The organism is Nitratidesulfovibrio termitidis HI1 (genome assembly GCF_000504305.1).
In the GTDB taxonomy this organism is placed as follows: Bacteria; Desulfobacterota; Desulfovibrionia; order Desulfovibrionales; family Desulfovibrionaceae; genus Cupidesulfovibrio; species Cupidesulfovibrio termitidis.
This window is the reverse complement of sequence record NZ_KI632512.1, coordinates 3,176,713-3,201,822: the sequence shown is the minus strand read 5'-3', so window position 1 is coordinate 3,201,822 and position 25,110 is coordinate 3,176,713. Positions and strand designations below refer to the sequence as shown.

Here is a 25,110-nt window from a genome sequence, read left to right as displayed (position 1 = left end):
GACATGCGCTACACAAGTTTTCTGCTGTCGCTCAGCCTGCACTGCGCCATCGTGCTGGTGGTCTTTTTCTGGCCCTCGTCACCGCCGGTGCGTCTGGACATGCCCGTGGTGCAGGTGGACCTGGTAAGCCTGGGCGCGCCCGGCGGACCCAAGGCCCCGCCCGCCCCGGCGCCCGGCCCCGCGCAACCGCAGGCCGCCCCTGCCCCCGCGCCCACGGCGTCGTCGCCCAAGGCCGCGCCCGTGGCCACGCCCGAGGTGCAGGAAAAAGCCGCGCCCAAGGCAGAGCCCAAGCCGGAACCGAAGCCGGAGCCCAAGCCCGAGCCGAAACCGGAACCCAAGCCAGAACCGAAACCCGAGCCCAAGCCCGAGCCGAAGCCCGACGCCAAGGCCATCAGCGAAAAGAAAGACGAGAAGCAGACCAAGCCGGAACCGCCCAAGGACGTCTCCAAGAACGCCACGGCGGCGGCCCCGGCCAAGCCCGCGGCACCTGCCGCGCCCGCCAAGGAAGAAAAGCCCGCTCCCAACCCCAAGGACGTGCTGAAGCAGGCCCTGGCCGACGTGCAGACCAAGGCCGGCGGCGCGCCGGAACAGGGCAAGACCCGCGCGGGCGTCACCTCCGGCGCGGCTGGCGCCAAGGACGTGGCCAACGCCCTGTCCGCCTTGCAGGCCACCGTCAAGGGTGGCGGGGGCGGCGGCGCGGCGGGCGGCGGCGACGGCAGCGGGGGCGAAGGCTCCGGCGGCGTCGGCATTGCCGGCGTGTACACCATGCAGGTCATGCAGATCGTGCGCAGCCACTGGGAATTTCCCGCCCTTGCCAACCGCGAGAACCTCATGGTGCGGGTCCGGGTGAAGGTGGCTCCCAACGGTCAGATACAGGATTTCAGCGTGGAGCAGTCCTCGGGCCGGGCCGACTTCGACTCGTCGACCCTGAAGGCGCTGGGCAAGACCGGCATTCTGCCGCCGCCGCCCAGTGCGGAATTCCAGGACCTTGTGCTCAACTTCAACCTTCAGGAAATGATCGGAAAGAGATGAGACAGCATCATGCCATCCACCGCCTTCTGGCGGCAGTGTGCCTCATCGTGTGCTGCGCGCTGGCGGCCCCGGCCCTTGCGGCCGGCCCCGTGCAGATCGACATCTACGGCCCCGGCCAGGGCAGCCTGAACCTTGCCCTGGCCGACCCGCTGGGCCCCATCCCCGGCACGCCGGTGACCGGACAGGGCGCAAAGCTGAACGAGATCATCCGCGAGAACCTGAGCTTTCTGCCGTTCCTGCGCCTGACCGACCCCAAGGCCATCCTGGGCGGCACGGTGCTGCAAAGCTACAAGGCCCCGGACATCGACTTCAAGCGCTTCCAGATCGCGGGCACCGACCTTGTGGTCACGGCGGGCTGGCCCCAGGGCGACGCCCCCGGCAAGCCCTTCGTCGAACTGCGCGTGTACGAGGCGTATTCCGGCAAGCTGGTGTTCGGCAAGGGCTACTACGACATTCAGGAAACCCAGCTGCCCGACGTGGCCGACCGGTTCTGCTCCGACCTCATGAAGGCCCTGACGGGCCGGGGCGAATTCTTCAAGTCCACCCTGGCCTTCGTGAAGTCCGGCGGCAAGAACAAGAAGGACGTGTGGCTCAGCAAGCCCACCGGCCGCGACCTGCGCCAGATCACCAACCTGCCGGGCGAGGCCCTGTCCCCTTCGTGGTCGCCCGACGCGCGGTTCATCGTGTTCAGTCACATGGACGACCGCACCCACGCCCTTGGCGTATGGGACCGCCTGACCCGCCAGACCCAGCGCATCAAGTTTCCGGGCAATACCGTCATCGGCCCCGCCTTCCTGCCCGACAACAAGGTGGCGGTCAGCCTTTCCACCGGCAAGAACCCCGGCATCTTCCTGCTGAACCACGTGTTCCAGAAGGAACGCGCCCTGGAGGACAGCGCCTCCATCGACGTTTCGCCCTCGTTCGACGCCACCGGCACCAAGATGGCCTTCTGCTCCAGCCGCCTGGGCGGCCCGCAGATATTCCTGAAGGACCTGACCACCGGCCAGGTGACGCGCATCAGCCGCAGCGGCAACTACAACACCGCCCCGTCCATCAGCCCGGACGGCACGCTGATCGCCTTTGCCCGCATGACCGACTTCGGCCACCGCATCTTCGTGTATGACATGGTCACCCAGTCGGAACGGCAGGTCACCTTCGGCCCCGGCACCGACGAAACACCGTCCTTCGCGCCCGACAGCTACTTTCTGGCGTTCACCTCCACCCGCAGCGGCGCCAAGCAGATCTACCTGATCACCCGGCACGGCGGCGATGCCAAGCGGGTGCCCACGGGCACGGGCGATGCCTCGTTTCCGGACTGGGGCATGATTCCCGACTAGGCCGCGGCACGAGCGAGCGCGGAGAATAGACACGCACCACACGCGGCGGAAATCCGTCGCGTGTGGTTTCACGTTTCTCGCCAGCGCACGTCTTCGTGGAACGTCCGGAAGGGGACACCCCCGCCTTCCGGGGGACCGAACCCAAAAAAATCGTGGGGGAAAGTGGAGATACCGCAATCCCCCATCTTGACAAAAAACGGCGTAGAGATACCATTACTGCTGTCCCATTCCGGGGGTGTTAGGGTTGCGGCCGAAGCCGACGGAAAGGGATAAAGGAAAGGAACCGTTCTCTGCATAATTCTATTGGAGCGAAGAGCTGTCTAGGAGGAATCACATGAACACCGCAAAGCGCTTTGGGCTTGTCCTGACTCTGGCCCTTGTCCTCGCCACCGGCTTTGGCTGCGCCAAGAAGCAGGTCGCCGCCACCCCCGAATCCGCCGGCGCCCCCATGGCCGCCGAAGACGATTCGGCCCGTCGTGCTCAGCTGGAAGCCCTTGCCCGGGCCCAGCAGATCATCACCGACGCCAAGGTCTACTTCGACTTCGACAAGTTCGACCTGAAGGCCGAATCCAAGGAAGTCCTGAAGCAGAAGGCCGACGTGCTGAAGAAGTTCCCCTCCATCCGCGTGCTGGTGGAAGGCCACTGCGACGAACGTGGTACCCAGGAATACAACCTGGCCCTCGGCGAACGTCGCGCCCGCGCCGCCTACGAGTACCTGGTGATGTCCGGCGTGAACGCCGGTCAGCTGGAAATGATCAGCTACGGCGAAGAACGTCCCGCCGTGGAAGGTCACACCGAAGCTGCTTGGTCCAAGAACCGCCGCGGCGAGTTCAAGATCATCAAGTAGTTTCCGTTTCCGCCTGATTTCAAGGCCGCTCCCGTTCGCGGGGGCGGCCTTCCTTTTTTTGCGGCGCAAGACCGTGCGCAACCGCACCACGAGACCAACGCGCCCTTCCCCTTCCGACAGCCGGGATGCATCCCGCTGCTGCCCCCGCCAGTGAACATGCACCCGCCACTGGCGGGTCCGATGGCAGCCGCACGCAAGCGGGAGGGTAAATGGAGCGGTCAGGCCAGAGGGGGCTGCGCCATGGCCTCGCGCTCGGCACGCAGGCGGCGCAGCCGGTGTTCGGCCACGGTCAGGCAGGACAACACGCGGGCACGGTCCAGCAAATCCACGGCAGGCAGCAGCAACAGCGCCTTCAGCCGCTCCACGAACAGCTCCAGTTCCTGCCGCTGCCGTTCGGCCCCGGCAGCCCCCGTGGCGCCGGGGCGCGCCGCTTGCAACGCCTCGCCGGGGATGCCCGGCAGGCAATGGCGCTGCATGGCTTCGCGCAGGCGCAACGGGTGGCGCGCGGACTGGTGCTCCGCTGCTTCCGGCGCGGTGGGCGGCGGGGGCAACAGCGCGGAATGGGCGTGCAGGGCCGCCGCAATGCCCGCCCTGTGCCCGAAGACCTGGGTGGCCAGCACCATGGCCCCGCCGATGCGGTTGGCCCCGTGCATGCCGGTGGCACATTCACCGCAGGCGAACAGCCCCGCAACCGAAGTGCGTCCGTCCGCGTCGATGAGCGCCCCGCCGTTGCCCGCCTGCGCCATGAGCGACAGCAGGCGCGGCTCGCGCTCGCCGTGGTAGCGCACCGGCACCACACCCGCCGGGGTCATGCGGGCCAGCAGCCAGGCGTCCAGCGCGGCGTCAGGCAGGCCCCACCCCCACGGGGCATGGGTGGCCCGGCTGGCCACATGGGGGCGCAGCTCACGCGGCAGGGCAACGGGCACGCCGTCCAGTCCGGCCGCTTCCAGTTCGTGCGCCCGTTCGGACAGAAAGGGAAAGGGCTGCCCGCCCTCGTACCACAGGAACTGGAGGAACGAGGCATTGCCGATGCGGGCGCCGCAATCGCGGGCAAAGCCCAGCCCCGTTCCCGTCTGGCCGGTGCCGGCCTGCCCGGCGCCGGAGGCATCGCAGGCGAACAGGGAGGCAGGACCGCCCACGGCCAGCACCACGGACCGGGCGCGCACCGGCAGCACGTTGCCCACCGGGTCCAGGCACAGCGCGCTGCCGGGTGGGCCACCCTCGACGCCAAGGGCCGCAAGGGTGAAGCCCGGCAACACCTCTACCCCGGCGGCCACGGCCACGCGCAGCATGGCGGCATGGGCCGCCGTGCAGTCGGGGAGTACGGCGGCCACGGCCATTTCGGGGAAAAAGCAGGCGCTGCGCCGCAACCGCGCGCCACCTTGGCCCGTGGCCAGCGGCACGCCCCATTGCTCCAGTTCGCGCAGGCGGGCCTCGCCCTGCTCCAGCAACAGGCGCACCAGCGCCGGGTCCGCCGTACCGGGGTGGGCGATGGCCAGGGCGCGTTCCAGCAGTGCGTCGCGCTCCTCGTCGTCGGCAGGGGCCAGCACGCCCAGCGAACCCGCATGGCCCGCAAAGGACGAGCCGCCCGGCCCTTCGTGCGGGGCCAGCACGATGACGCGCAGGCCGCGCCCCGAAACGGCAGCGGCTATGGCCGCTCGCAGACCGGCAAAACCGGCCCCGGCAACGAGTACGTCCGCTTCCAGCGACATGCGGGTTCCTTCATGCTCCGTGGCCATAAGTACATGGATCAACCATGAATGAGGCAAGCCATCCCGATACACGGGATACAGCTCCCGCATACGGGCAGATATCCCCGACAGGGCATACCTTTCCGGTCTCTTTCACTCTGCGCGGAACCGCAGTGGAAATCAAGCCGCACGCAAAACGCCCCCGAAACACGGGCTTCGGGGGCGTTGTCGTCAATCTGTGGGCTATGGCCTTTATCGTTCGCCGCCCCGAGGCACAGCGCGACCGCACTGGCCGCACGAATTGCACCGAACACACAGGGCAACCAACGGGCAAAAAGCCCCACCAGCTGTTATTTCATGGCTTCGGGAAACAGCTCCGCCGCCATCTCGCGCAGCTTGAACTTCTGGATCTTGCCGCTGGCGGTCATGGGATAGGCGTCGATGAAACTGATGTAGCGCGGCACCTTGTGCCAGGCGATGCGGCCACGGCAGTAGTCGCGCACGTCTTCGGGAGCCATCTCCACCCCCGGCTTGGGGATGATGAACGCCCCCACTTCCTCGCCGTACTTGCGGCTGGCCACCCCCACCACCTGTACGTCCTGCACGCCGTCCATGCCGTACAGGAACTCCTCGATCTCGCGGGGGTAGATGTTCTCGCCGCCCCGGATGATCATGTCCTTGATGCGGCCGGTGATGACTACGTAGCCTTCCTCGTCCATGATCCCAAGGTCGCCGGAATGCAGCCAGCCCTCGGGGTCGATGGTGGAGGCCGTGGCCTCGGGCATGTTGTAGTAGCCCTTCATCACGTTGTAGCCCCGGCAGACCACCTCGCCCTGGGCGCCGCGCTCCACTTCCTGGTTGGTTTCCGGGTCCACGATGCGCACCTCGATGCACGGCATGGCCCGGCCCACGGTCTGCACGCGGCGTTCGAAGGGATCGGTGACCAGGCTCTGGGTCATCACCGGCGAACCTTCGGTCAGGCCGTAGCAGATGGTGATCTCGCGCATGTACATCTTTTCGACCACCCGGCGCATCAAGGGTTCCGGGCAGACCGAACCGGCCATGATGCCGGTGCGCAACGAACTGAAGTCGAACCGCTCGAACAGCTTGTGCTCCAGCACGGCCAGGAACATGGTGGGCACCCCGTACAGGGCGGTGCACTTTTCCTGGTCCACGGATGCCATGACGTGCATGGGGCTGAAGCTTTCCAGAATCACCAGCGCGGACCCGTGGTTGATGGCGGCCAGCACCCCCAGCACGCAGCCGAAGCAGTGGAACAGCGGCACCGGCAGGCACACGCGGTCCTTTTCGGTAAAGTGCTGGTTCTTGCCGATCCAGTAGCCGTTGTTGCCGATGTTCACGTGGGTGAGCATGACCCCCTTGGGGAACCCGGTGGTGCCCGAGGTGTACTGCATGTTCACCACGTCGTGCGGGGAAAGGGCGCGCTGGCGCTCGGCGTATTCCTCGTCCGAGACCATGGCCGACATGCTGACGATCTCGGGCACGGAATACATGCCCCGGTGCTTTTCCGCGCCCAGGAACATGACCCGCTTCAGGTGCGGCAGCGAGGGGCAGCGCAACTGCCCGCGCGGCTGCGTCTTCAGTTCCGGGATCATGTTGTAGATGGTCTGCACGTAGTCGTGGTCGCGGAACCCGTCGATGATGAACAGGTTCTCGCACTCCGACTGGGTGAGCAGGTAGCGGATCTCGTGCTCGCGGTAGTTGGTGTTCACCGTAAGCAGGATGGCGCCCATCTTGGCCGTGGCGAACTGCAGCGCCACCCAGTGGGGCACGTTGGTGGCCCACACGGCCACCTTTTCGCCGTGCTGCACGCCAAGGGCCATCAGTCCCTTGGCAAGTTCGTCCACCGCATCGGCGAACTGCCGGTAGGTCTGCCTGTAGTCGCGGTCCACGTAGACGACCGCGTCGTTGTCCGGATATTTGGCAACGGTCTCGTCCAGTATCTGGCCAAGGGTCCGTTCGCGCACTGCGAATTCGTCCATGCCCCTTCCACTCCTAGGGATAGTAGATCACGGCGTATATCTCGGCCGGGGCGTCCCCTTCGGCGCCCACGTAGTGGGGCACGATGGAGTTGTAGTAGATGCTGTCGCCCGGTCCGAGCAGATGCTCTTCCTTGCCGTACACCACGCGGATGGACCCCTTGTTCACCAGGATGAACTCCTCGCCCTGGTGCGAGGACAGCTTGCGGTCCTCTGCGGGCTCCGGACATATCTCGATGAAGAACGGCTCCATGTTGCGGTCGCTCTTGCCCTTGCCCAGCGAGTGGAAGCGGAAGGCCGCGCACTTGTTGCGCGCCTTCTGCATGGTCAGGTCCGCCTCGCGGTCGCCCTGGCGGCTCACGATGGGGTCGCGGCTCACCGCGTCGTCCATGAAGGTGCCAAGGCGTACGTTCAGGGCGCGGGCCAGCTTCTGTAGCGGCCCGATGGACGGATACAGGTTGTCGTCCTCGAGGGCGGCGATGAATTCCGTCTTGAGACCGGCGGCGTCCGCGAGTTCCTCGCGGCTCAGGCTGCGGTCTTCCCTGTACTTGCGCACGCGCGCGCCAAGCTTGTCAGCGCCCATGGCTCCTCCTTGAAGCGGATTGATTGTGCACCCCAGCCGCCGGTCTGCACCAGTCTGGACCAGCCGGGGCGGCGGAATGCTGTGGGAATCGTTCTAGTTATCCGACCGGCGCACGCTGTACAAGGAAAATACCCCGGACTGCGCGCCCGAACAGCTGCACGCCAGCTGCGCATCGGTCGCGCATCGGTCGCGTACCGGTTGCGCACCGGTCGCGCCGCGGCCCCCCGGAGTTGTCCGTTCCGCGTGACGCAATGCGGGCAGACCTACCCGGCGCGGCGCGACCGGTGCGACACTTTATAAGAGCGCCGCCCCCATGACAACCAGTCCATGCTGGCGCCTGCCGCAACGGCTGCGGGCGCGGACGGAAGGAAAACGTGGTACGCAATGCCCCGGCACGGCCCGCAGCGTGGTCAGCCATCGTGCGTACGCCCCTGGCGTCCCCGTCGCCGCACGCCTTTTCACGCCGCAGGTCTTCCGCTATGGTCGCCGCATGCCAGACGATCTCGTGCGCCGCAAGTTCACCGTCTCCGGGCAGGTCCAGGGGGTGGGGTTTCGCCCCTTCGTGTACCGCATCGCCGCCGACCACGCGCTGACCGGCACGGTCAGCAACACCGCCGCCGGGGTGTTCATAGAAGTACAAGGACTTGCGGCATCGGTGGACGGCTTCGGGCACGACCTGGCCCACAAGTTGCCGCCGCTGGCCCGGGTGGTTTCGTGCACGCACCAGGACATCCCCGTGGTGCAGGGCGAGGACGGGTTCCGCATAGTCGCCAGCGGTGACGGGGGTGCGGGACACGAGGTGCTCATCAGCGCCGACGTGGCCACCTGCGACGACTGCCTGGCCGACATGAACGACCCGGCCAACCGCCGCCACCTGTACCCCTTCACCAACTGCACCAACTGCGGGCCGCGCTACACCATCACCCGGTTCATTCCCTACGACCGCGACAAGACCTCCATGGCCTGCTTTCCGCTGTGCCCGGAATGCGCCGCAGAGTACGAAAACCCGCTGGACCGGCGCTTTCACGCCCAGCCCAACGCCTGCCCGGTGTGCGGGCCGCGCGTGTGGTACGTGGACGGCGCGCCGCAGGGCCCGACGCCGGAAACGGCCCCACCGGCCTCGCTGGCCCCACCGGCCTCGCTGGCCCCACTGGCCCCACTGGCCTCGCCCGGCTCCGAACATGACGCGGGCCGTTCTGACGCACATGATACGGGCCGCCCCACAGGCACCCCGGCCATCCAGGCACTGGCAGAGGCGCTGGCCGCAGGACGCATCGCCGCCGTGAAGGGGCTGGGCGGGTTCCATCTGGCCTGCGACGCGGCCAGCGATGTTGCCGTGGGCGAACTGCGCCGCCGCAAGCACCGCCCCCACAAGCCGCTGGCCATCATGGTGCCGGACCTCGCCGCCGCCCGGCGCATCGTGCACGTTTCTCCGGAAGAAGAGGCCCTGCTGGCCGGACGCGAACGGCCCATCGTGCTGTGCCGGGCGCTGGACGGGCTGGCGGGCGGCATGCAGGACGAGCTATCGGCCCGGCCTGACGGCGACGCCCCGCGGTGCTACGCCCCCGATGCTCCCCGCATCCTGCCCCCCATTTCTCCGCAGGTTTCGCCGGACACGCCCTTCGTGGGGGTAATGCTGCCCTACACCCCCCTGCACCATGTGCTGCTGCGCCTGTACGGGGCGCTGCTGCCGGAAGGCCGCGTGCCCGCGCTGGTAATGACCTCCGGCAACGCGGGCGGCGAGCCCATCTGCCTCGGCAACCGGGAAGCGCTACGCCGCCTGCCCTCCATCGCCGACGTGTTCCTGCTGCATGACCGCGACATCCTGATCCGCACCGACGACTCGGTGACGCGGGTCAACCCGGCCACCGGCGCGCCGCAGTTCCTGCGCCGGGCGCGCGGCTTCACTCCGCGCCCCGTGTTTCTGGAAGGCGACGGCCCGTGCGTGCTGGCCATGGGGCCGGAACTCAAGAACACCCTGTGCGTCACCCGGGGCGACAAGGCCTTTGTCAGCCAGCACATCGGCGACATGCACAACCTGGAAACCCTGGGCTTTCACCGCGAGATCGCCGCGCACCTGCCGCGCATCCTGCAGGTGACCCCGCAGGCCGTGGTGCGCGACCTGCACCCAGACTACATGACCACGGCGGAAGCGCAGCAGAGCGGCCTGCCCGTGCTGACGCTGCAACACCACTTCGCGCACATCCATGCCGTACTGGCCGAAAACCGGCACGACGGCCCGGCCCTGGGGCTGGCGCTGGACGGCACCGGCCACGGCGACGACGGCACGGTATGGGGGGGCGAGATGCTGTACGTGGACAACGTGGCGCTGGACCACCAGCGGCTGGGGCGGCTGGCCCGCATCCCCCTGCCGGGGGGCGAGGCCGCCATCCGCGAACCGTGGCGCATCGCGCAGGGACTGCTGTGGCAACTGGGCCTGCGCGAACCCGCAGCGGACGGCGCACGCCCCTGGCCGTGGCTGCGCGGCCACGCCCAGGCCGCCGCCTTTCTGCCGCGCCTGCTGGAACGCGGGATCAACACCCCGCTCACCTCCAGTTGCGGACGGCTGTTCGACGCGGTGTCCGCCCTGCTGGGGCTGTGCGACACCGTCACCTACGAAGGGCAGGCGGCCATCCGGCTGGAACACGCGCAGGATGCCATAGCTCCGCATGGCGGCAGCCACGATTCCTTCTTCGCCCACGCCTACCCCTGCCCCCTGCGCGGCGCACGAGACGGCAGCGAAACACTGGTGCTGGACACGCATGCGCTGTTCCGCGCCGTGCACGACGACTGGGCGCGCGGCACCACTCCCGCAGAGGTATCGCGCCGCTTTCACGCCGGGCTGGTGGCGGGCCTTGCCGACATGGCCGCCGCCGTGGCCGGGGTGATGGACGTGCCGGTGGTGGCCCTGTCCGGCGGAGCCATGCAGAATCTCACCCTGTCCGTGCGCCTGCCGCAGGCCCTTGCGGCGCGCGGGCTGACCGTGCTGACCCACGCGGAACTGCCCCCCGGCGACGGCTGCATCTCGCTGGGGCAGGCCGCCTGGGCGCGCCGGGTGCTGGCCGGGCGGGGATAGCATCCGCCACCCTCGCCTTTTTCTCTTCTGAAACTCGCAGGGGGGCGCAGCCGCTCTTTCAGGGAATGAACACCTTACCCGCCTTCGTGGCGTCACGACAGCAGGCGCTGTTCGAGCATTTCCCTGAGTGACCGCCTCCCATCCAGCACGCCAAGCACGAAAACCTTCTCGCCCTCGGGGCGATAAAAAATCCGCCAGGGCGCTTCCTGCACCTCGCGGATTTTTCTGTTGCCGAACAGCACAAGCTCTTCAGGAAACTTGCCACGCAGCGCAAGCGTTGCAAGCTCGCGAATTCTTCCTTCCAGTCGGCCCAGAATGGACTCGGCCTGCTCCTTGCCGTCGCGCTCAAGGATGTAGCCGTATATTTCCAGGATGTCCTCAATGGCCTCCGGCGTCAGGACAACGTCAGCCATTGGCCTTGGCCTCTCGTATCCTGGCCCGGATGTGGGCAAAGGCGTCATTAACCGAAACCCCGTAGCCTTCCTGAAGGCTCTTTTCGCCCATGGAAAGGATTTTCAACAAGGCGATGCCTTCGGTCAGAAGGTCATAGTCTTTGACCCCCATGAGCACGGCGGAAGCCTCGCCATTCTGGGTAATGATCATGGGGCCGGAGGTGTTCACTTTCTCCAGCACCTTTCCGGTGTTGGCCTTCACGTAGCTGATGGACTTGATGTCTTCACTCAGGCGCATGGTGCCTCCGTCAGGTCTTTCATATGACCAAATTTAGCCAGAATCAGGTACCGAGTCAATGGAGACGTGGCCGAGCACAAGGGAAGAGGGGCAACCCGGCAGTGACGCAGTCAGCCATGCCACGGCTACCCACCTTTCCCTTTCCCCCCCCGAAAAAAAGCGGGCGGTGCGCCTGCGGTCTCGCTTCCCCACAGAAGCTCCACCAAGCGCACCGCCCCGTACTCGTGCGTTCGTCCCGCCGCCGCCACACCGTCGCTGTGGGGCGGCGGGCATCCGCACTCCGCTCTTGCCTGTCCCTTTCCCGGGATATCTCCCTGCCCGGCTCCGTGCCTACCCGCAGTCCGCCGTTACCAGCTTGGCGAAGATCCGCTCCGCCGCCTGGCTGGACAGGGTAAAGGCCAGCATGCCCGCAGGCAGGTAGGAAAATTCCGTGGCTCCCTGCACCCCCACCGTAAAGGTGGTGCGGGTGGTCACGTACGACTTGCGCACGTTGTGCCGCCGGGCAAACTCGAACAGGGGCCGCAACTGCGCCCCGTTTCCGTTGCCCGCCGCCTTGCGCGCGGCGCGGGTGGTGGCTGCGGGCCCGGCGGACGCGCCGCAGCGACCGTTGCCGTTCTTCTGGCCGGCGGCGATGCCCTCGTCACTCCAGCGAATGTCGAAGGCCAGCACCGGCTTGCCGTGCACCGGGTGCAGGCCCACCAGCGCCACCTCGCCGCCGTCCCAGCGGGCGTAGCAGGTGTTGCGGGACAGGGCCGGGCTGCACAAGAGCTGCCCCACCACGGCGGTTTCCAGCAACGGTTGCAGGCCGGGGTCGTCCGGGCCGGTGATGGGCGCGAACAGCGCCGTGCGCATGGAGGGGTTGGCCAGGTACACCTTGAAGCTGCGGTCGCGCCGGAAGCGGCGGCCCGCATCGTCGATGCGCCGCAGCCGCACCACCAGGAAGGCCGCCTCCAGATAGTCGAGGTAGCGCTTAAGGGTGTTCACCGCGATGCCCGATTCGCCCCGCAGATCCTCCAGAGTCACCTCGCGCCCGCTGTTCAGGGCCAGCACGGCCAGCAGGCGGTTCAGTTCCTGCACGTCCGAGATGCCGTACAGGCCGGGCATGTCGCTGCACAGCACCCGGTCGATGATCTCGCTGCGCAGAAAACGCGCCATGTCCGCGCGCACCCGCTCGGACACCACGGCTTCCGGGTAGCCGCCAAAATTCATGTACCGCACCAGCAGTTCGTTCAGTTCGTCCATGCGTTCGGGCGTGAACAACTGCTTCATGTCGCGGCGCTGCCCGCCGGACAGGCGCAGAAATTCGGCGAAGGACAGCGGCGGCAGCATGTACACCGCAAAACGGCCCGCCGCCTCGGCATCGCCCATGCGGCGCAGGGCGGGCGCGGCGGAACCGCACACCGTGCAGCGCAGCGCGGGCCAGCGGGCGGCCAGGGTGTCCAGCCCGCGCTCCCAGTCGGCCATGTACTGGATTTCATCAAAGATGACCCAGCCGGGGCGGTTGGGGTCCAGGCCCGACATTTCGGCGGCCAGTTCCACAAAGTCGGCCAGTTCCATGCCGGTGTAGGCCGGGGCGTCCAGTGTGGCGAACAGTATCTGGCGGCGTTCGGCCCCCTGTTGCAGCAGGGTATCCACCACCTGGTGCAACAGCACCGTCTTGCCCACCCGGCGCGGCCCCATCAGCACCACGGCCCGGTGCAGCGCACAGTCGGCGGCAAGTTCGAAGAATGGCGCGAAGTGGTCGCGCTGCGGCAGATCCGCCGCAAAGGGGCGGGCAAGCTCGTCGGCCCACCACGGGTTGTCCGCGGCAAGGCGTCCCATGACATCGGCGCGTGGCAGTGCGTGCGGCATGGCATTCCTCCTTTCTGGGAGCATGCACCATGCTACACACCAAACGCGACAAAGAGTCAATTACAATCACTTGATTGATCTTACAGTTAATACAGCTCGGGCAACACAGCATCATTACACTGTTCGCATGCACAAACTGCACACAACACTCTATCATACAATAGAGTTTATTCATGCAAACATAGCGTCATTCTCCTGATTCTAGCCTGTCATTGTGCCGCCACCACCGCGCATATTTTTTTCCGATGAACAGCCTGCCGGCACATCCGGCTGCTCCCGGCCACGCCGGTACCGCCCCCCGCCGAAACATCGTGCGCTCACTCAACTTGCCAACCGGGCCTCGCGCGCCTATAGTCAGCGGCTTCCTCTCACCGCAACCCGAGAGAGAGCCCGCCCATGCCCCATAAAGGCCCGCATATCTCCATATCCGCGGATTTCGTCGTCAATCGTATCCTGCGTATCAATCTCGACGAATTCGAGGACTGGCCCGAGTCCGTGCGCCACCTCGCCATCGAAATCGCGGAAGAACTGTTCCTCGTCGTATACAACCCGTTCATCGACGCGGAAACGGTGAAAGCGAGCGTTCGCGCGCGTTTCGAGGGCGAAAAGGCGGCACTTGCCCACCATTACGCCACCAGCATCGGCGAAGGCATCACCATGTTCTGGAGCGCGCACGAGGCCGAGGTGGCCTACCGCGACGAACTGGTGAAGCGCCTTGCCGCCGTCATGCCGCGCGAGTGCATAGACACCCGCCCCGGCGCGCTGGTGGAAAATTCCACCGACGCCACCGACCTGCGCATGGAACTGCCCATGCTGGTGGTCAGCCCCGCGTCCGCCGAACAGGTCAGCGCCGTGGTCAAGCTGGCCAACGAGCTGAAGTTCGCCATCATTCCGCGCGGTGGCGGTTCCGGCCTGACCGGCGGCGCCGTGCCTGCCCGCAAGCGCACGGTGATCCTCAGCCTTGGCCGCCTTACCCGCATCGTCAGCATCGACGAACAGAACAAGGTGCTGTGCTGCGAGGCGGGCGTCATCACCAACGACGCCATCGCGGCGGCGGGCAAGAAGGGCCTGCTGTTCACCGTGGACCCGGCCTCAAAGCTGGCCTCGTCCATCGGGGGCAACATTGCCGAAAACGCGGGCGGCCCCTTTGCCTTCGAATACGGCACCACCCTCGACAACCTGCTCTCGTGGCGCATGGTCACCCCCACCGGCGAGATCATCGACGTGGCCCGGGTGGACCACCCGCGCCACAAGATCATGCCCGACGAGACGGCCACCTTCGAAATCCGCGACCTGAGCGGCGGCGTGCGCAACGTGGTGTCCCTGCGTGGCGAGGAAATCCGCCTGCCCGGCCTTGGCAAGGACGTGACCAACAAGACCCTGGGCGGCCTGCCCGGCATGCAGAAGGAAGGCGTTGACGGCATCATCGTCGAGGCCTGCTTCGTGCTGCACAAGAAGCCGGTCCACTCGCGCGTGCTGGTGCTGGAATTCTTCGGGCGCTCCATGAACAGCGCCATGCAGGTCATCAAGGACGTGGTGGGCTACCGCGACACCATCCGCCGCGAAGGCGACCACGTGAAGGTGTCGGCCCTGGAGGAGTTCAACTCCAAGTACGTCAAGGCCATAGAATACAAGAAAAAGTCTTCGGAGTACGAGGGCGACCCCATCTCGGTGCTCATCGTGCAACTGGATGGCGACGACGAGTTCCACCTGGACCGCGCCGTGCACCAGATCCTGGACATCGTGAACCCCTACGACGGGGCGGACATCTTTGCCGCGCGCGACGAGAAGGAAGCCGAAATCTTCTGGGAAGACCGCCACAAGCTGTCCGCCATCGCCCGGCGCACCTCCGGCTTCAAGATCAACGAGGACGTGGTCATCCCCATCGACGGCGTGCCCGAGTTCGCTGATTTCCTGGAGCAGGTGAACCTGGAATGCGCGGCCGCCGCCTACCGTTCCGCCCTGCAAGAGGTGGGACGCCTGGCGGGCATGCCGCTGGACGACAGGGAGTTCAACCGCGAATTCACCTACGCCTCCAAGGTGGCCAAGGGAGAGGTTTCGGCCAAGGACATCTCGGACGAGGAAATGCAGATCCGCGCCGTGGTCTTTCTGGGCGAACTGGCCAACGCGCACCCCAACCTGGCCCGCAAGATAGAGCGCATCAAGGACCACATGCAGGCCACCCGCATCGAGGTGGCCAGCCACATGCACGCGGGCGACGGCAACTGTCACGTCAACATCCCGGTCAACTCCAACGACCCGGTCATGCTGCACAATGCCGAGCAGGTGGCCCACCGCGTCATGGCCAAGGCCCAGGAGGTGGGCGGCGAAGTCTCTGGCGAGCACGGCATCGGCATCACCAAGATCGCCTTCCTGCGCAAGGAGAAGATGGACGCCCTGCGCGCCTTCAAGGAGCGCGTGGACCCGCGCAACGTGCTGAACCCCGCCAAGCTGACCCAGCGCGAACTGCCGGTGCGCCCGTTCACCTTCTCGTTCAACCGGCTCATAGAGGACATCCGCCAGAGCGGCCTGCCCGACAAGGAACGACTCATCCAGCTGCTGGCCAACGTGCAGATCTGTACCCGCTGCGGCAAGTGCAAGCAGGTCTGCCCCATGTTCTACCCGGAACAGTCGCTGCAATACCACCCGCGCAACAAGAACATCGCCCTCGGCGCGCTGGTGGAGGCGGTGTACTATTCGCAGGTCAACAAGGGCCGGCCCGATCCCTTCCTGCTGGGCGAACTGCGCACCATGATGGAGCACTGCACCGGCTGCGGCCGCTGCACCTCGGTCTGCCCGGTAAAGATCGATTCGTCCGGCGTGGCCCTGGCCATGCGCGCCTTTCTGGAATCGGAAAACGCGGGCGGCCACCCCATCAAACGCAAGGTGCTGGAATGGCTGTCCGCCGATCCGGCATCGCGCGTGCCGCGCGCGGCCAAGGCCGCATCCATGGGCCAGCGCTTCCAGAACCGCTTCGTGGGCCTGGTGCCCGCCGGGTGGCGCGAACGTTTCGAAAGCCCGCTGTTCGCCGGTCCCGGACCGGAAGTGGGCTACAAGAACCTTGCGGAAACCCTGCACCTGGGCAAGGGCGGCATCTTCGTGCCCGCCAGCGCCAGACAGCGTGCGGCGGCCACCGGCGAACCCGTGGAAGCGGTGTTCTACTTCCCCGGCTGCGGGGGCGGGCTGTTCTACCGCAACATCGGCCTGGCCGGGCTGATGCTGATGCTGAAATCCGGCGTGGCCGTGGTCATGCCGGAACAGCACCTGTGCTGCGGCTATCCCCTGCTGTCCGCCGGGGCCGACAACGCCTTCGCCACCAACCGCGACCACAACGTGCAAGCCATCAGGGCCGCACTGGACAAGGCGCGCGCGGCGGGGCTCAACGTCACCCACGTCATCACCGCCTGCGGCTCGTGCCGCGACGGCATCCAGCGGCACGAACTGCTGGGGGCGCAAGGCAACGCCCCGGCCATGCTCCACAAGGACATGGTGCAATTCCTGCTGGAACGTCTGCCCGCCAACGCCCTTACGGGTGCGGAAAAGCCCGCTGCCGGAACCGAGGTGCTCTACCATCCCTCGTGCCATGCGGAATGGGTGGGTGTGCACAAGGGCAAGGCCGCGAACATCTACGCGCAGGCCGTGGCTGCCTTCACCGGCGCGAAGGTCCGCGTCAACCCCGGCTGCTGCGGCGAATCTGGCATGGGCGCCATGACCTCGCCCGCCATCTACAACAAGCTGCGTGCCCGCAAACGGATGCGCCTTGAGGCGGACTTCATGACCTACGCCGACAACGCGCCCGTTATCGTGGGCTGCCCCTCGTGCAAGGTGGGCATCAAGCGCACCATGCTGGCCCTGAAGGACAAGCGCCCCGTGCTGCATACCCTGGAATGGCTGGCGGAACTGGCCAAGGGCGCGGACTGGCGCAAGATATTGCGCAAGGCCGCCGACCAGGCGAAAGACGAGGGTGGAGTGCGCGTGGTGGATGACGGCGGCTTGTAAGAAAAAACGAAAGACTGAAAGAACGAACCGGGGGAGGAGGGGAAACTTTGAAAAGTTTCCCCTCCTCCCCCGGACCCCTTCCACCCCTTCAAACTTTTCAGTTGACGTCTCCCTTCTACTTGGGTGCAACATACCCCGAAGCCCGTGAGTAACTCCTTGTTTTTTGTGTCCTAAGACCTTCAACCAAAAGGTCGGCTCATCATGGACTATCGCGACATTGCCATCACCTTGCTCAGCTACATAGGCGTATCCGTACCGATAACGCTCGTCATATTGAGGTTTTTTGGCAAACGCTGGATAGAAAGCATTTTTGAAAAGCAGTTGCAAAAGCTCAGGCATGATCACGCAAAAGAAATCGAAACATATAAAAACGAAATAGCAATTCTGTTCAACAGGATATCAAAAATACATCAAAAGGAATTTGAGATCATACCCATTGCATGGGAAAAATTCATAGACGCTATATCACACGCAGAGCTCGTACTCCGACAATTACGGATGTACCCAGATTTTAACAAAATGACTTCAGAAGAATTGGAAGAGGCTCTTTCTGGATTAGACTTCCCAGAAACTGCAAAAGAAAAAATACGGCTAGCAGATAAAAATAAAAACAATGTATACTACGAAATATCAATAAGAAGAGATACCCACCTTGCAAAGAAGCATTGTGCTGAATTCCATGATTATATCAACAGGAATAAAATCTTCCTCAGCGAACCGTTGAAAGCAGAATTTGTTAAAGCTTCTGACATGATATGGAGCTGCATTCTCGAACGAGAAATTGGCACTGAAGACAGAGACCACAGAATGATGTCTGAAGCCTCGAAAAAATTCTTCAAAGAAATTACCAACATCATGAATAATATAGAAATATTAGTACAAAGACGACTTAAATACGAAAAAGCTGACTAGCATACATGAAGTACCTTGGCATAGACTACGGCACGAAGCGCACCGGCGTTGCGGCCAGCGACACGGGCGGCAGCATGGCCTTTCCGCGCCGCACCATCGTCATGACCACCCGCGACCGGTTCTTTGCCGAGTTGCTGGCCGTGGCCGAGGAAGAGCGCGCCGAGGCCTACGTGGTGGGGCTGCCGCTGCTGCACGACGGCACGGACACCCTGACCACCCGGCAGGTGCGCAACTTCGTGGAACGGCTGAAGCGCCGCACCACCCTGCCCGTCTACCTCATGGAGGAGTTTTTGAGCTCCTACGAGGCCGAGGACGACCTGCGCAACGCCGGGCTTTCCGGCAGGGCGCTGGAGGCCGTGGTGGACCAGCAGGCGGCCGTGCGCATCCTGCAATCGTTCCTCAACCTGCCAGAATCCCGGCGGACCCCCGCCTGACCGGATAGCATCACCGCATGAGCGACACCCCCAAAGCATCTCCGGAAATTTCCCCCGCCTCCGCACCGACATCCGCACAGGAGCAGGGCGCGCTACCCGTGGCCCCCGATGTGGCTGCTGACGCGCCTGTCGCGGCCACCGCTGCTTCCACCCCGCAACAGCCGGACGGCGAACGCAAGCCCGACGAGGCCAGCCCCGCCGACGCCGCACAGGCATCCGGCTCCGGCGACAGTGCCGCCGCGACCGCAACGTCCGGCGGGCCCGACTCGTCGGACACAGCCGCCCCCCCTGTCGCTCAGGCGGGCGACTCGGCAGAAGTGCCAGCGGTCGAACCGGCGGAGTCAGCCCAGCACGTCGCGGAAGCCCCTAAGGCCCCAGGCTCCAACGCTTCCCCTGCTCTCCCTGATCCCAAGGACGCTCACGCCGTGTCACCCGATGCGCCCGTAGCCGCGCCAAAGGGCACCGGTTCCAAGGACGAGTCCAGCACTTCGACTCCTTCGGAGTCTGGCACCTCCACCGCCGCAACGGAAACGCCCCCGGCACAACCCGCCTCGGAAGCTGCGGCGTCCGTTCCAGCATCACCCACTGCCTCCGCAGATGCCCCCGCGCCTGCACCGTCCGCATCCTCCCCCGAAACGACCACTCCATCCGCCGCCTCGCCCAATCCGACCGGCCCGCCCAATCCGACCGGCCCGGCTAGCCCGACCGGCCCGCCCAATCCGACCGGCCCGGCTGACCCGGCATCCCTAACCGGCCCGACCGCCCAATCCGTGACACCGCCCCCCGCCAGCCCCACTCCGGGCAGCCCGGTGGTGCGCATCCTGTTGCGCGTGCTGGCCACGCTGGTGTTGCTGGCACTTCTGGCGTGCGGCTATGCGGGCTATGACGCCTGGCGCTTCCTGCACACCCCGTCCGCCTCGCCGGGTGCGGACGTCTACGTGGACGTGGAACCCGGCGCCACCTTCGACAAGGTGACGAAACAGCTGACGGACAAGGGCGCGGTGGCCAGCGACTGGCGCTTCAAGCTGCTGGCCCACTATCACCGCTGGGAAACCTCGCTGAAGGCCGGACGCTTTCTGGTGCACAGCGGCTGGACGCCCTTCCGCGTACTGGACCAACTGGTGAACGGACAGCCGGTGCTGTCGCGCATCACCCTGCGTGAAGGGCTGACCTGGTGGGAAACCGCCCGCCTGCTGGAAGTCGAGGGCTTCGTCACCGTGGAGGACTTCCGCGCGGTCATCACCGACCCGACCTTTCTGCGCCACTGGGGCATCCCCTTCGACACGGCGGAAGGCTTTCTGTTTCCCGATACCTACCTGATCAAGAAGCCGCCCGTGCCCGACCGGGAATCGGCCCGCGCCGTGGCCGGGCGAATGGTGGATACCTTCTGGCGGCGCGCCGCGCAGGTCTGGCCCGATGGCCGCCCCGCCCGCGACGAACTGCGGCGACTGGTCATTCTGGCCTCCATCGTGGAAAAGGAGACCGGCCAACCCTCGGAACGCGGGCGCGTGGCCGGGGTGTACGCCAACCGGCTGCGCACCGGCATGCTGTTGCAGGCAGACCCCACCACCATCTACGGCCTGGGCGACACCTTTGACGGCAACCTGCGCCGCCCGCACCTGCAGGACGCCGCCAACCCGTACAATACCTATCGCCGCCCCGGCCTGCCCCCCGGCCCCATCTGCTCACCGGGGCTGGAATCGCTGCGTGCGGCCACCACGCCGGAAAAGCACGGCTATTTCTACTTCGTGTCGCGCAATGACGGCTCGCACCAGTTCAGCGCCACGCTGGACGAACACAACCGCGCCGTGAACCGCTTCCAGCGCGGCGGGCGCGCCAGAGGGGCCGACCAGGCCACAACCCAGGGCACGCCCGCCACGCCCGTGAACCCCACGGACGCCGCAGCCGCAACCGGCACCCCTGCCTCCACTGGCACGACGGGCAACGCCCCGAAGATGCAGGACAAGGACACAACGTCCAGTGCGGGAGACAAGGCCGCCGAGCCCGGCACGGGCACAGCCGGGGATGCGGCGCCGGGCGTACCGGACGCGAATGCCGTCAAACCGGCCCCGGCACCCCTGCCGCGTGGTACCGCACCCGCCGGAAACGCAAGCACGGGGGCCAACGCCACCGTGCCGACAAACGCCGGTGTCCGTGCCCCCGTCACCCCGCGCGAGGCCGCCCAATCCGCCCCGCCTCCCCTGACCGGACAAAGCACGGCAGGCGGCACGGCGAACACCGCGCCTGCTGGCGCCGCAAGCGCAACAGCCCCCACCGCCACGGCAGCGCAGCCAGCCCCCGCCAATTCCCAAGACACCCCGCCCCCGGCAGGTTCAGCTCCGGCAGGCTCGGCCCCGACCGGCGTGGAAACACCCGCCGCCAACGCCACCCGCTCGCCATAATCCGCACGCCACGGCCCATTCCGGCGACCGACGCAGTCATTCCCACGGCCTACACAGCCCATTTCCGCAACGCAGACAACGCAACGGGCGCCTTCCGGAAACCCTCCGGAAAGCGCCCGCTCTGTATTCTTTCGCCATCCTCGCCAACGCGCCGGATGTGCAGGGTCCGCCCCCGCTGGGGCAGGGCCTGCCCCTATCAACCGTCGCCGCGCAGCACCCCGCCGCTGCTCCAGCGGCGATTCTGGTCCTCCACGCCGCCGTTGACGGGGCGCGCCAGCATCACCCGGTTGCGACCCGCTTCCTTGGCGGCATACAGCGCGGAGTCTGCCCGGCGCAGGATGTCGTCCAGCGCGCTGTCTCCCGCCCCGCGCAGGGCCAGGCCAATGCTCACCGTGCAGCGCAACTGCTGCCCGCTGAACGGCACGTCCATTTCCTCCACGGCGCGGCGCAGCCGCTCGGCGGCGGCCAGCGCATCGTCCATGTCCGTTTCCAGCAGCACCGCCGCGAATTCCTCGCCGCCCAACCGACCCAGTATGTCGGTATCGCGCAGGGCCTGCTGGCAGGCCTGCACGCAGCCCCGCAGCACGGCGTCACCCGCATGGTGGCCAAAGCGGTCGTTGACGCGCTTGAAGCGGTCCAGGTCCAGCATCAGCACGGCCAGCGGGTGGCCGTAGCGCACGGCACGGCCCATTTCCCGCTCCGCATCCGCAAAGAACTGTCGCCGGTTGCGGATACCTGTCAGCGGGTCGGTGGTGGCCTCGCGCATCAGGGCCTGTTCCAGCCGCTTGCGGTCGGTGATGTCCCGCGCGATGCTGAGCACCACGGGCTTGCCGTCGAAGTCGAGCAGCTTGGCGTGAATTTCAACGGGCAGGACACTGCCTGTGCGGGTGCGGTGGGCCGATTCGAAGGTCAGCGACCCTTCCTCGCGCAGTTGCCGGATGCGATCCTCCACCTGCTCGGCAAATTCCTCGGCATCCAGTTTCTTCGGGGACATGGCCAGCAGTTCGCTCCGGGTGTAGCCCAGGCGACGGCAGGCCACCTCGTTCACGTCCAGGAAGCGCCCCTCGGTGTCGTGCAGGAAGATGGCGTCGGCGGCGGCCTCGAACAGCAGGCGGTAGTGCGCCTCGGACCGCTGGCGCGCCGCTTCCGCCGCCCGGCGCTGCGTGACGTCCTGGGCCACCCCGATGATGGTGTCGCCATCCAGCTTGCCGGAATACTCGAACCACACGGTGGAGTCGTCGCGGCGGCGCATTTCCACCTCCATGTTGCGGAATTCCCCCCGGCGCAGCAGCGTAGTCACCATGCGGCCACGCGCCTCCGGGTCCACGTACCATTCGGTGGAGCGCATCTTTTCCATGAATTCCGCACGGTCCGTCCATCCGTACATTTCGATGATCCGGCTGTTGGCCTCCAGGAATCTGCCGTCGGCGATGCGCGTGCGAAAGATGCCCACCTGGGCGTTCTCGAACAGGGCTCGGTAGCGACGCTCGCTGTCTTCCTGGGCCTGCTGGGCCGCGCGCTGCTCGTTGATGTCCACGATGATGGCCAGGGCCGCTTCCACCTCTCCATCCGGCCCTTCCAGCGGCGAGGCGCTGATGTCGGTCCACAGGTAGCCGCCGTTCTTGTGGCGCAGGCGATGTTGCAGGCGGCTGGCGGACTGGGTGCGATCCAGCAGGCTGGTCAGGGTGGTGGCGGCCACCGGGGTTTCGTCGACGTGCATGAACCGGCTGAAGTGCTGGCCGCGCATCTCGTCGACGCCATAACCCAGCATGCACGCGCAGGCATCGTTGACCCGCATCAGCAGGCCGAAGCGATCCAGCAGCACGATACCCACCGAGGCGGTGCTGAAAATGCCCCGGAACAGTTCCTCGCTGCGGCCCAGCGCCAGCTGCTGGCTGACTGCGGCGGAGATGTCCATGTGCGTGCCCACCACCCGCGCGGGCGAACCGTCCGCGCGCCGGGCCAGCACGCGCCCCCGCGCCAGCATCCACTTCCAGCCGCCGTCCTTGGTGCGCAGGCGGAACTGCACCTCGAACTGGCCCACGCCGCAGGTGGTCACCGCATCCGATACCGCCGGGTCCGGCAGGCACAGGGCGGTCGTGACCTCGCCGAGGTCGTCGGGGTGCATCAGGTCGCGCAGGGCGTAATGGGTACACTCGAATTCACCGGGCACGTACCCCAGCATCTCGTAATAGCGGGGGCTGCAATACAGTTCGCCGGTCTCGAAGTTCCAGTCCCAGTGGGCCTCGCTGGCGGCGTCCAGGGCCAGCTTCAGTCGTTCCTCGCTGCGCTCAAGGGCTTCCTGGCCGCGCACTTCCGCGGTGACGTCCTCGAACAGCCACACACGCCCCCAGGCCCGCCCGTACTCGCCGCGCAGGGTCCGATGGGTACACCGCAGCACCCGGCCATCGGCCAGCAACACCGGGTGCCCACCTGCTCCGTTCGGCATCCGCGACGGAACGGCCAGTGCGCCCGGCGCGTCTGGTGCGGAAAATGTCGCCGGGCCCGCCTCGCCATCGGGCAGGACGCTGGTAATGGCGGCAGGGTCACTCAAGCGGTCGGCCAGCAGGGTACGCACCTCGGCCAGCGGACGGCCCACCAGCCCGGGCGCATCCGCATCGATGCCCCACAACTTCGGAAAGCGGCGGTTGACCCGCACCACCTGGCCATGGGTGTTCACGGTCAGCGCGGCAGAAGGCAGGGTGTCCTGCTGCGCGCCGAACAGGGCGTTCTCGTAGGCCAGGGCCAGGGTTTCCTCCACCTGGGCATGGAAATCTTCCACTATGCCCCGGTGCACCTCCGAAACGGGCCACTGGCGCGTCTCCAGCAGGCACAGCGTGCCGTACAGCTGCCCGTCGGGCAGCAGCAGGGGATAGCCCAGATACGCGACAAAGCCCGCCTGCACCATGGGGCTGTCGCGCCAGCGCGGGTCGTCCAGGGCGTTCTGCACGTAGACCGGCTGTCCCGCCTCGATGACCGCGTCGCAGTACGTGCCGCCTGCCATGGTGGCGATGCGCATGCCCGGCAACAGCGGGTTGCCCGCCGTGTTGCTGGACAACAGCACCGACAGCCCCCCCGGGTGCCGCCGCATGATGGCCGCCGCCCGAATGCCCAGCAGCCGCGCCAGGGTGTCCAGCGACTGCTGCCAACGGTTCCGTGTCCGTTCGCCGATGTTGATGAAATCCATACGCCCCCCTTGCGGCCCGATTCATGCCGTCATCCGCGCCGCCCCGGACTCTTGCGCCCGTGGTGATCCCCTTTGCAGGGGGACACACTCCCCGTCCAGAACGGCGAGTACAGGCCCATGATGCAGCATACCACGCCACGACAAGGATTGCACGCGCAATGACGTCGGCAAGGCATCACTTTCCGTTTCCGCGCTCCCCCCCTACATGCCGCGCCGCCGGTACACGGCCAGCACCACCCCCTCCACCAGCACGAACAGCGATACGGGCACCACGAGAAAGACCAGCGACAGCATGGCCGCAAGCCCCCTGTCCGGCGACTGCAACACCGGGAACAGGTACCCGGTGAAGGAGGGAACAACCCCACCGCCCACCAGCTGCACCAGGAAATAGTCGGAAAAGGCCACCAGAAACACCACCGACCCGCCCGCCACGGCGGCGGGCAGCAGCAGCGGCAGTTCCACGGCCAGCAGGCGCAACAATGGCCCGGCGCCCAGGTTGGCGGCGCACCGGCCATAGTCCGGCCCCACGGTCTCGAAACCGGAGGCCAGCGCCCGCAGCATGTACGGATACGACACCACCGAAAGCACCAGCACCACGCCCGCCGGGGTATCCGCCAGTCCAAGGCGCACCAGGGTGCCGTACAGCCCAAGGGCAAAGCCCATGGCAGGCAGCAGGGCCGGAGCCAGCAACAGTCCCTCCAGCGCCGCGCGCCCCCGGAACCGCCCGAAGGCCAGCAGTCGCGCCGGGGCCAGGCAGGCGCACAGGGTTACCGCCACCACGGCCAGCGAGTATAGGGTGGACGAGGCCAGCGCCCCGGCGATGGCCTGCCGGTGGGCCAGCACGAAGGCCGCCGTGCGCCCGCCAAGGGCGGCGGGCCACAGGTCGGGCCAGGCCCAGCCGGGCGCGGCGGCCCACAGGGCCAGCACTGGCAGCGGCAGGCCGAACAGCAGCCACAGCAACGTCAGGAACATATGGGATCCGGGGCGGGAACCGGGGCGGGATCCCGGAAGCGCACCCGAATGCGAATCAGGCCGCGAATCAGGGCGCGAACCAGCCCGATCCACCGGC

General features: G+C 66.5%; 16 protein-coding genes. 8 read left to right on the top strand and 8 right to left on the bottom strand.

The window, feature by feature from the left end; genetic code table 11:
• Positions 1-3: 3 nt before the first annotated feature.
• The 3 genes from tolA (at position 4) to pal (ending at position 3,216) form a co-directional block, all read left to right on the top strand.
• The gene (gene tolA / locus DESTE_RS12800; RefSeq protein ID WP_035068048.1) at positions 4-1,032 is read left to right on the top strand and encodes a cell envelope integrity protein TolA; all 1,029 of its coding nucleotides are present in this window, start codon (positions 4-6) and stop codon (positions 1,030-1,032) included.
• The gene (gene tolB / locus DESTE_RS12795) at positions 1,029-2,369 is read left to right on the top strand and encodes a Tol-Pal system beta propeller repeat protein TolB (protein WP_035068046.1); all 1,341 of its coding nucleotides are present in this window, start codon (positions 1,029-1,031) and stop codon (positions 2,367-2,369) included. Before tolA ends, tolB begins: the two co-directional genes overlap by 4 nt.
• 334 nt (positions 2,370-2,703) lie before the next feature.
• Entirely contained in the window at positions 2,704-3,216 is a 513-nt protein-coding gene (gene pal, locus DESTE_RS12790; RefSeq protein ID WP_035068045.1) for a peptidoglycan-associated lipoprotein Pal, read from the top strand.
• Between the two features lie 218 nt (positions 3,217-3,434).
• Here pal and DESTE_RS12785 read toward each other — a convergent pair whose 3' ends face one another.
• The 3 genes from DESTE_RS12785 to DESTE_RS12775 all read right to left on the bottom strand — a co-directional run bounded on the left by DESTE_RS12785 (position 3,435) and on the right by DESTE_RS12775 (position 7,490).
• Positions 3,435-4,928: an FAD-binding protein gene (locus DESTE_RS12785; protein WP_035068044.1), complete on the bottom strand. Its 1,494-nt coding sequence runs from the start codon at positions 4,926-4,928 to the stop codon at positions 3,435-3,437.
• 329 nt (positions 4,929-5,257) lie between these two features.
• The gene (locus DESTE_RS12780; protein ID WP_035068043.1) at positions 5,258-6,910 is read right to left on the bottom strand and encodes an AMP-binding protein; all 1,653 of its coding nucleotides are present in this window, start codon (positions 6,908-6,910) and stop codon (positions 5,258-5,260) included.
• Between the two features lie 13 nt (positions 6,911-6,923).
• Positions 6,924-7,490 (bottom strand): helix-turn-helix domain-containing protein, encoded by a 567-nt coding sequence (locus DESTE_RS12775; RefSeq protein WP_035068042.1) that lies wholly within the window; start codon positions 7,488-7,490, stop codon positions 6,924-6,926.
• A 490-nt stretch (positions 7,491-7,980) separates the two neighbouring features.
• Between DESTE_RS12775 and DESTE_RS12770 the strand changes: the two genes are divergently transcribed.
• Positions 7,981-10,566, top strand: a complete 2,586-nt coding sequence (locus tag DESTE_RS12770; protein WP_035068041.1) for a carbamoyltransferase HypF — start codon at positions 7,981-7,983, stop codon at positions 10,564-10,566.
• 92 nt (positions 10,567-10,658) lie between these two features.
• On the opposite strand, the gene DESTE_RS12765 is transcribed toward DESTE_RS12770, so the two are convergent.
• From DESTE_RS12765 to DESTE_RS12755, 3 genes are all read right to left on the bottom strand, one after another.
• Positions 10,659-10,979 (bottom strand): type II toxin-antitoxin system RelE/ParE family toxin, encoded by a 321-nt coding sequence (locus DESTE_RS12765; protein ID WP_035068040.1) that lies wholly within the window; start codon positions 10,977-10,979, stop codon positions 10,659-10,661.
• Positions 10,972-11,256, bottom strand: coding sequence for a type II toxin-antitoxin system Phd/YefM family antitoxin (locus tag DESTE_RS12760; RefSeq protein WP_035068039.1), 285 nt, complete (start codon positions 11,254-11,256; stop codon positions 10,972-10,974). The genes DESTE_RS12765 and DESTE_RS12760 overlap by 8 nt, the downstream gene beginning before the upstream one ends.
• 330 nt (positions 11,257-11,586) lie before the next feature.
• Positions 11,587-13,107, bottom strand: coding sequence for an ATP-binding protein (locus DESTE_RS12755; protein WP_035068038.1), 1,521 nt, complete (start codon positions 13,105-13,107; stop codon positions 11,587-11,589).
• 396 nt (positions 13,108-13,503) lie between these two features.
• Here DESTE_RS12755 and DESTE_RS12750 point away from each other — a divergent pair, with 396 nt between their 5' ends.
• The 4 genes from DESTE_RS12750 (at position 13,504) to mltG (ending at position 20,854) form a co-directional block, all read left to right on the top strand.
• The gene (locus DESTE_RS12750) at positions 13,504-17,106 is read left to right on the top strand and encodes an FAD-binding and (Fe-S)-binding domain-containing protein (protein WP_035068036.1); all 3,603 of its coding nucleotides are present in this window, start codon (positions 13,504-13,506) and stop codon (positions 17,104-17,106) included.
• 201 nt (positions 17,107-17,307) lie between these two features.
• Complete coding sequence (locus DESTE_RS18075) at positions 17,308-18,018, top strand: hypothetical protein (RefSeq protein WP_156925361.1); 711 nt, start codon at positions 17,308-17,310, stop codon at positions 18,016-18,018.
• A gap of 5 nt (positions 18,019-18,023) precedes the next feature.
• Positions 18,024-18,452, top strand: a complete 429-nt coding sequence (ruvX, locus tag DESTE_RS12745) for a Holliday junction resolvase RuvX (RefSeq protein WP_035068034.1) — start codon at positions 18,024-18,026, stop codon at positions 18,450-18,452.
• Between the two features lie 17 nt (positions 18,453-18,469).
• On the top strand, positions 18,470-20,854 hold the full coding sequence (gene mltG, locus DESTE_RS12740) for an endolytic transglycosylase MltG (RefSeq protein ID WP_198015362.1): 2,385 nt from the start codon (positions 18,470-18,472) through the stop codon (positions 20,852-20,854).
• A gap of 196 nt (positions 20,855-21,050) precedes the next feature.
• Here mltG and DESTE_RS12735 read toward each other — a convergent pair whose 3' ends face one another.
• Positions 21,051-24,041, bottom strand: coding sequence for a PAS domain S-box protein (locus DESTE_RS12735; protein WP_035068032.1), 2,991 nt, complete (start codon positions 24,039-24,041; stop codon positions 21,051-21,053).
• Positions 24,042-24,242: 201 nt separating this feature from the next.
• Positions 24,243-25,013, bottom strand: coding sequence for an ABC transporter permease subunit (locus tag DESTE_RS12730; RefSeq protein WP_035068031.1), 771 nt, complete (start codon positions 25,011-25,013; stop codon positions 24,243-24,245).
• Between the last annotated feature and the right edge of the window lie 97 nt (positions 25,014-25,110).

Bases quoted from the DNA above. Each gene is read 5' to 3' on its own strand.
- tolB (WP_035068046.1), top strand. From the start codon at position 1,029: ATGAGACAGCATCATGCCATCCACCGCCTTCTGGCGGCAGTGTGCCTC.
- DESTE_RS12750 (WP_035068036.1), top strand. From the start codon at position 13,504: ATGCCCCATAAAGGCCCGCATATCTCCATATCCGCGGATTTCGTCGTC.
- DESTE_RS12785 (WP_035068044.1), bottom strand. From the start codon at position 4,928: ATGTCGCTGGAAGCGGACGTACTCGTTGCCGGGGCCGGTTTTGCCGGT.
- pal (WP_035068045.1), top strand. From the start codon at position 2,704: ATGAACACCGCAAAGCGCTTTGGGCTTGTCCTGACTCTGGCCCTTGTC.
- DESTE_RS12780 (WP_035068043.1), bottom strand. From the start codon at position 6,910: ATGGACGAATTCGCAGTGCGCGAACGGACCCTTGGCCAGATACTGGAC.
- tolA (WP_035068048.1), top strand. From the start codon at position 4: ATGCGCTACACAAGTTTTCTGCTGTCGCTCAGCCTGCACTGCGCCATC.
- DESTE_RS12730 (WP_035068031.1), bottom strand. From the start codon at position 25,013: ATGTTCCTGACGTTGCTGTGGCTGCTGTTCGGCCTGCCGCTGCCAGTG.
- DESTE_RS12755 (WP_035068038.1), bottom strand. From the start codon at position 13,107: ATGCCGCACGCACTGCCACGCGCCGATGTCATGGGACGCCTTGCCGCG.
- DESTE_RS12765 (WP_035068040.1), bottom strand. From the start codon at position 10,979: ATGGCTGACGTTGTCCTGACGCCGGAGGCCATTGAGGACATCCTGGAA.
- DESTE_RS12775 (WP_035068042.1), bottom strand. From the start codon at position 7,490: ATGGGCGCTGACAAGCTTGGCGCGCGCGTGCGCAAGTACAGGGAAGAC.
- DESTE_RS12760 (WP_035068039.1), bottom strand. From the start codon at position 11,256: ATGCGCCTGAGTGAAGACATCAAGTCCATCAGCTACGTGAAGGCCAAC.
- DESTE_RS18075 (WP_156925361.1), top strand. From the start codon at position 17,308: ATGGACTATCGCGACATTGCCATCACCTTGCTCAGCTACATAGGCGTA.
- DESTE_RS12770 (WP_035068041.1), top strand. From the start codon at position 7,981: ATGCCAGACGATCTCGTGCGCCGCAAGTTCACCGTCTCCGGGCAGGTC.
- DESTE_RS12735 (WP_035068032.1), bottom strand. From the start codon at position 24,041: ATGGATTTCATCAACATCGGCGAACGGACACGGAACCGTTGGCAGCAG.
- ruvX (WP_035068034.1), top strand. From the start codon at position 18,024: ATGAAGTACCTTGGCATAGACTACGGCACGAAGCGCACCGGCGTTGCG.
- mltG (WP_198015362.1), top strand. From the start codon at position 18,470: ATGAGCGACACCCCCAAAGCATCTCCGGAAATTTCCCCCGCCTCCGCA.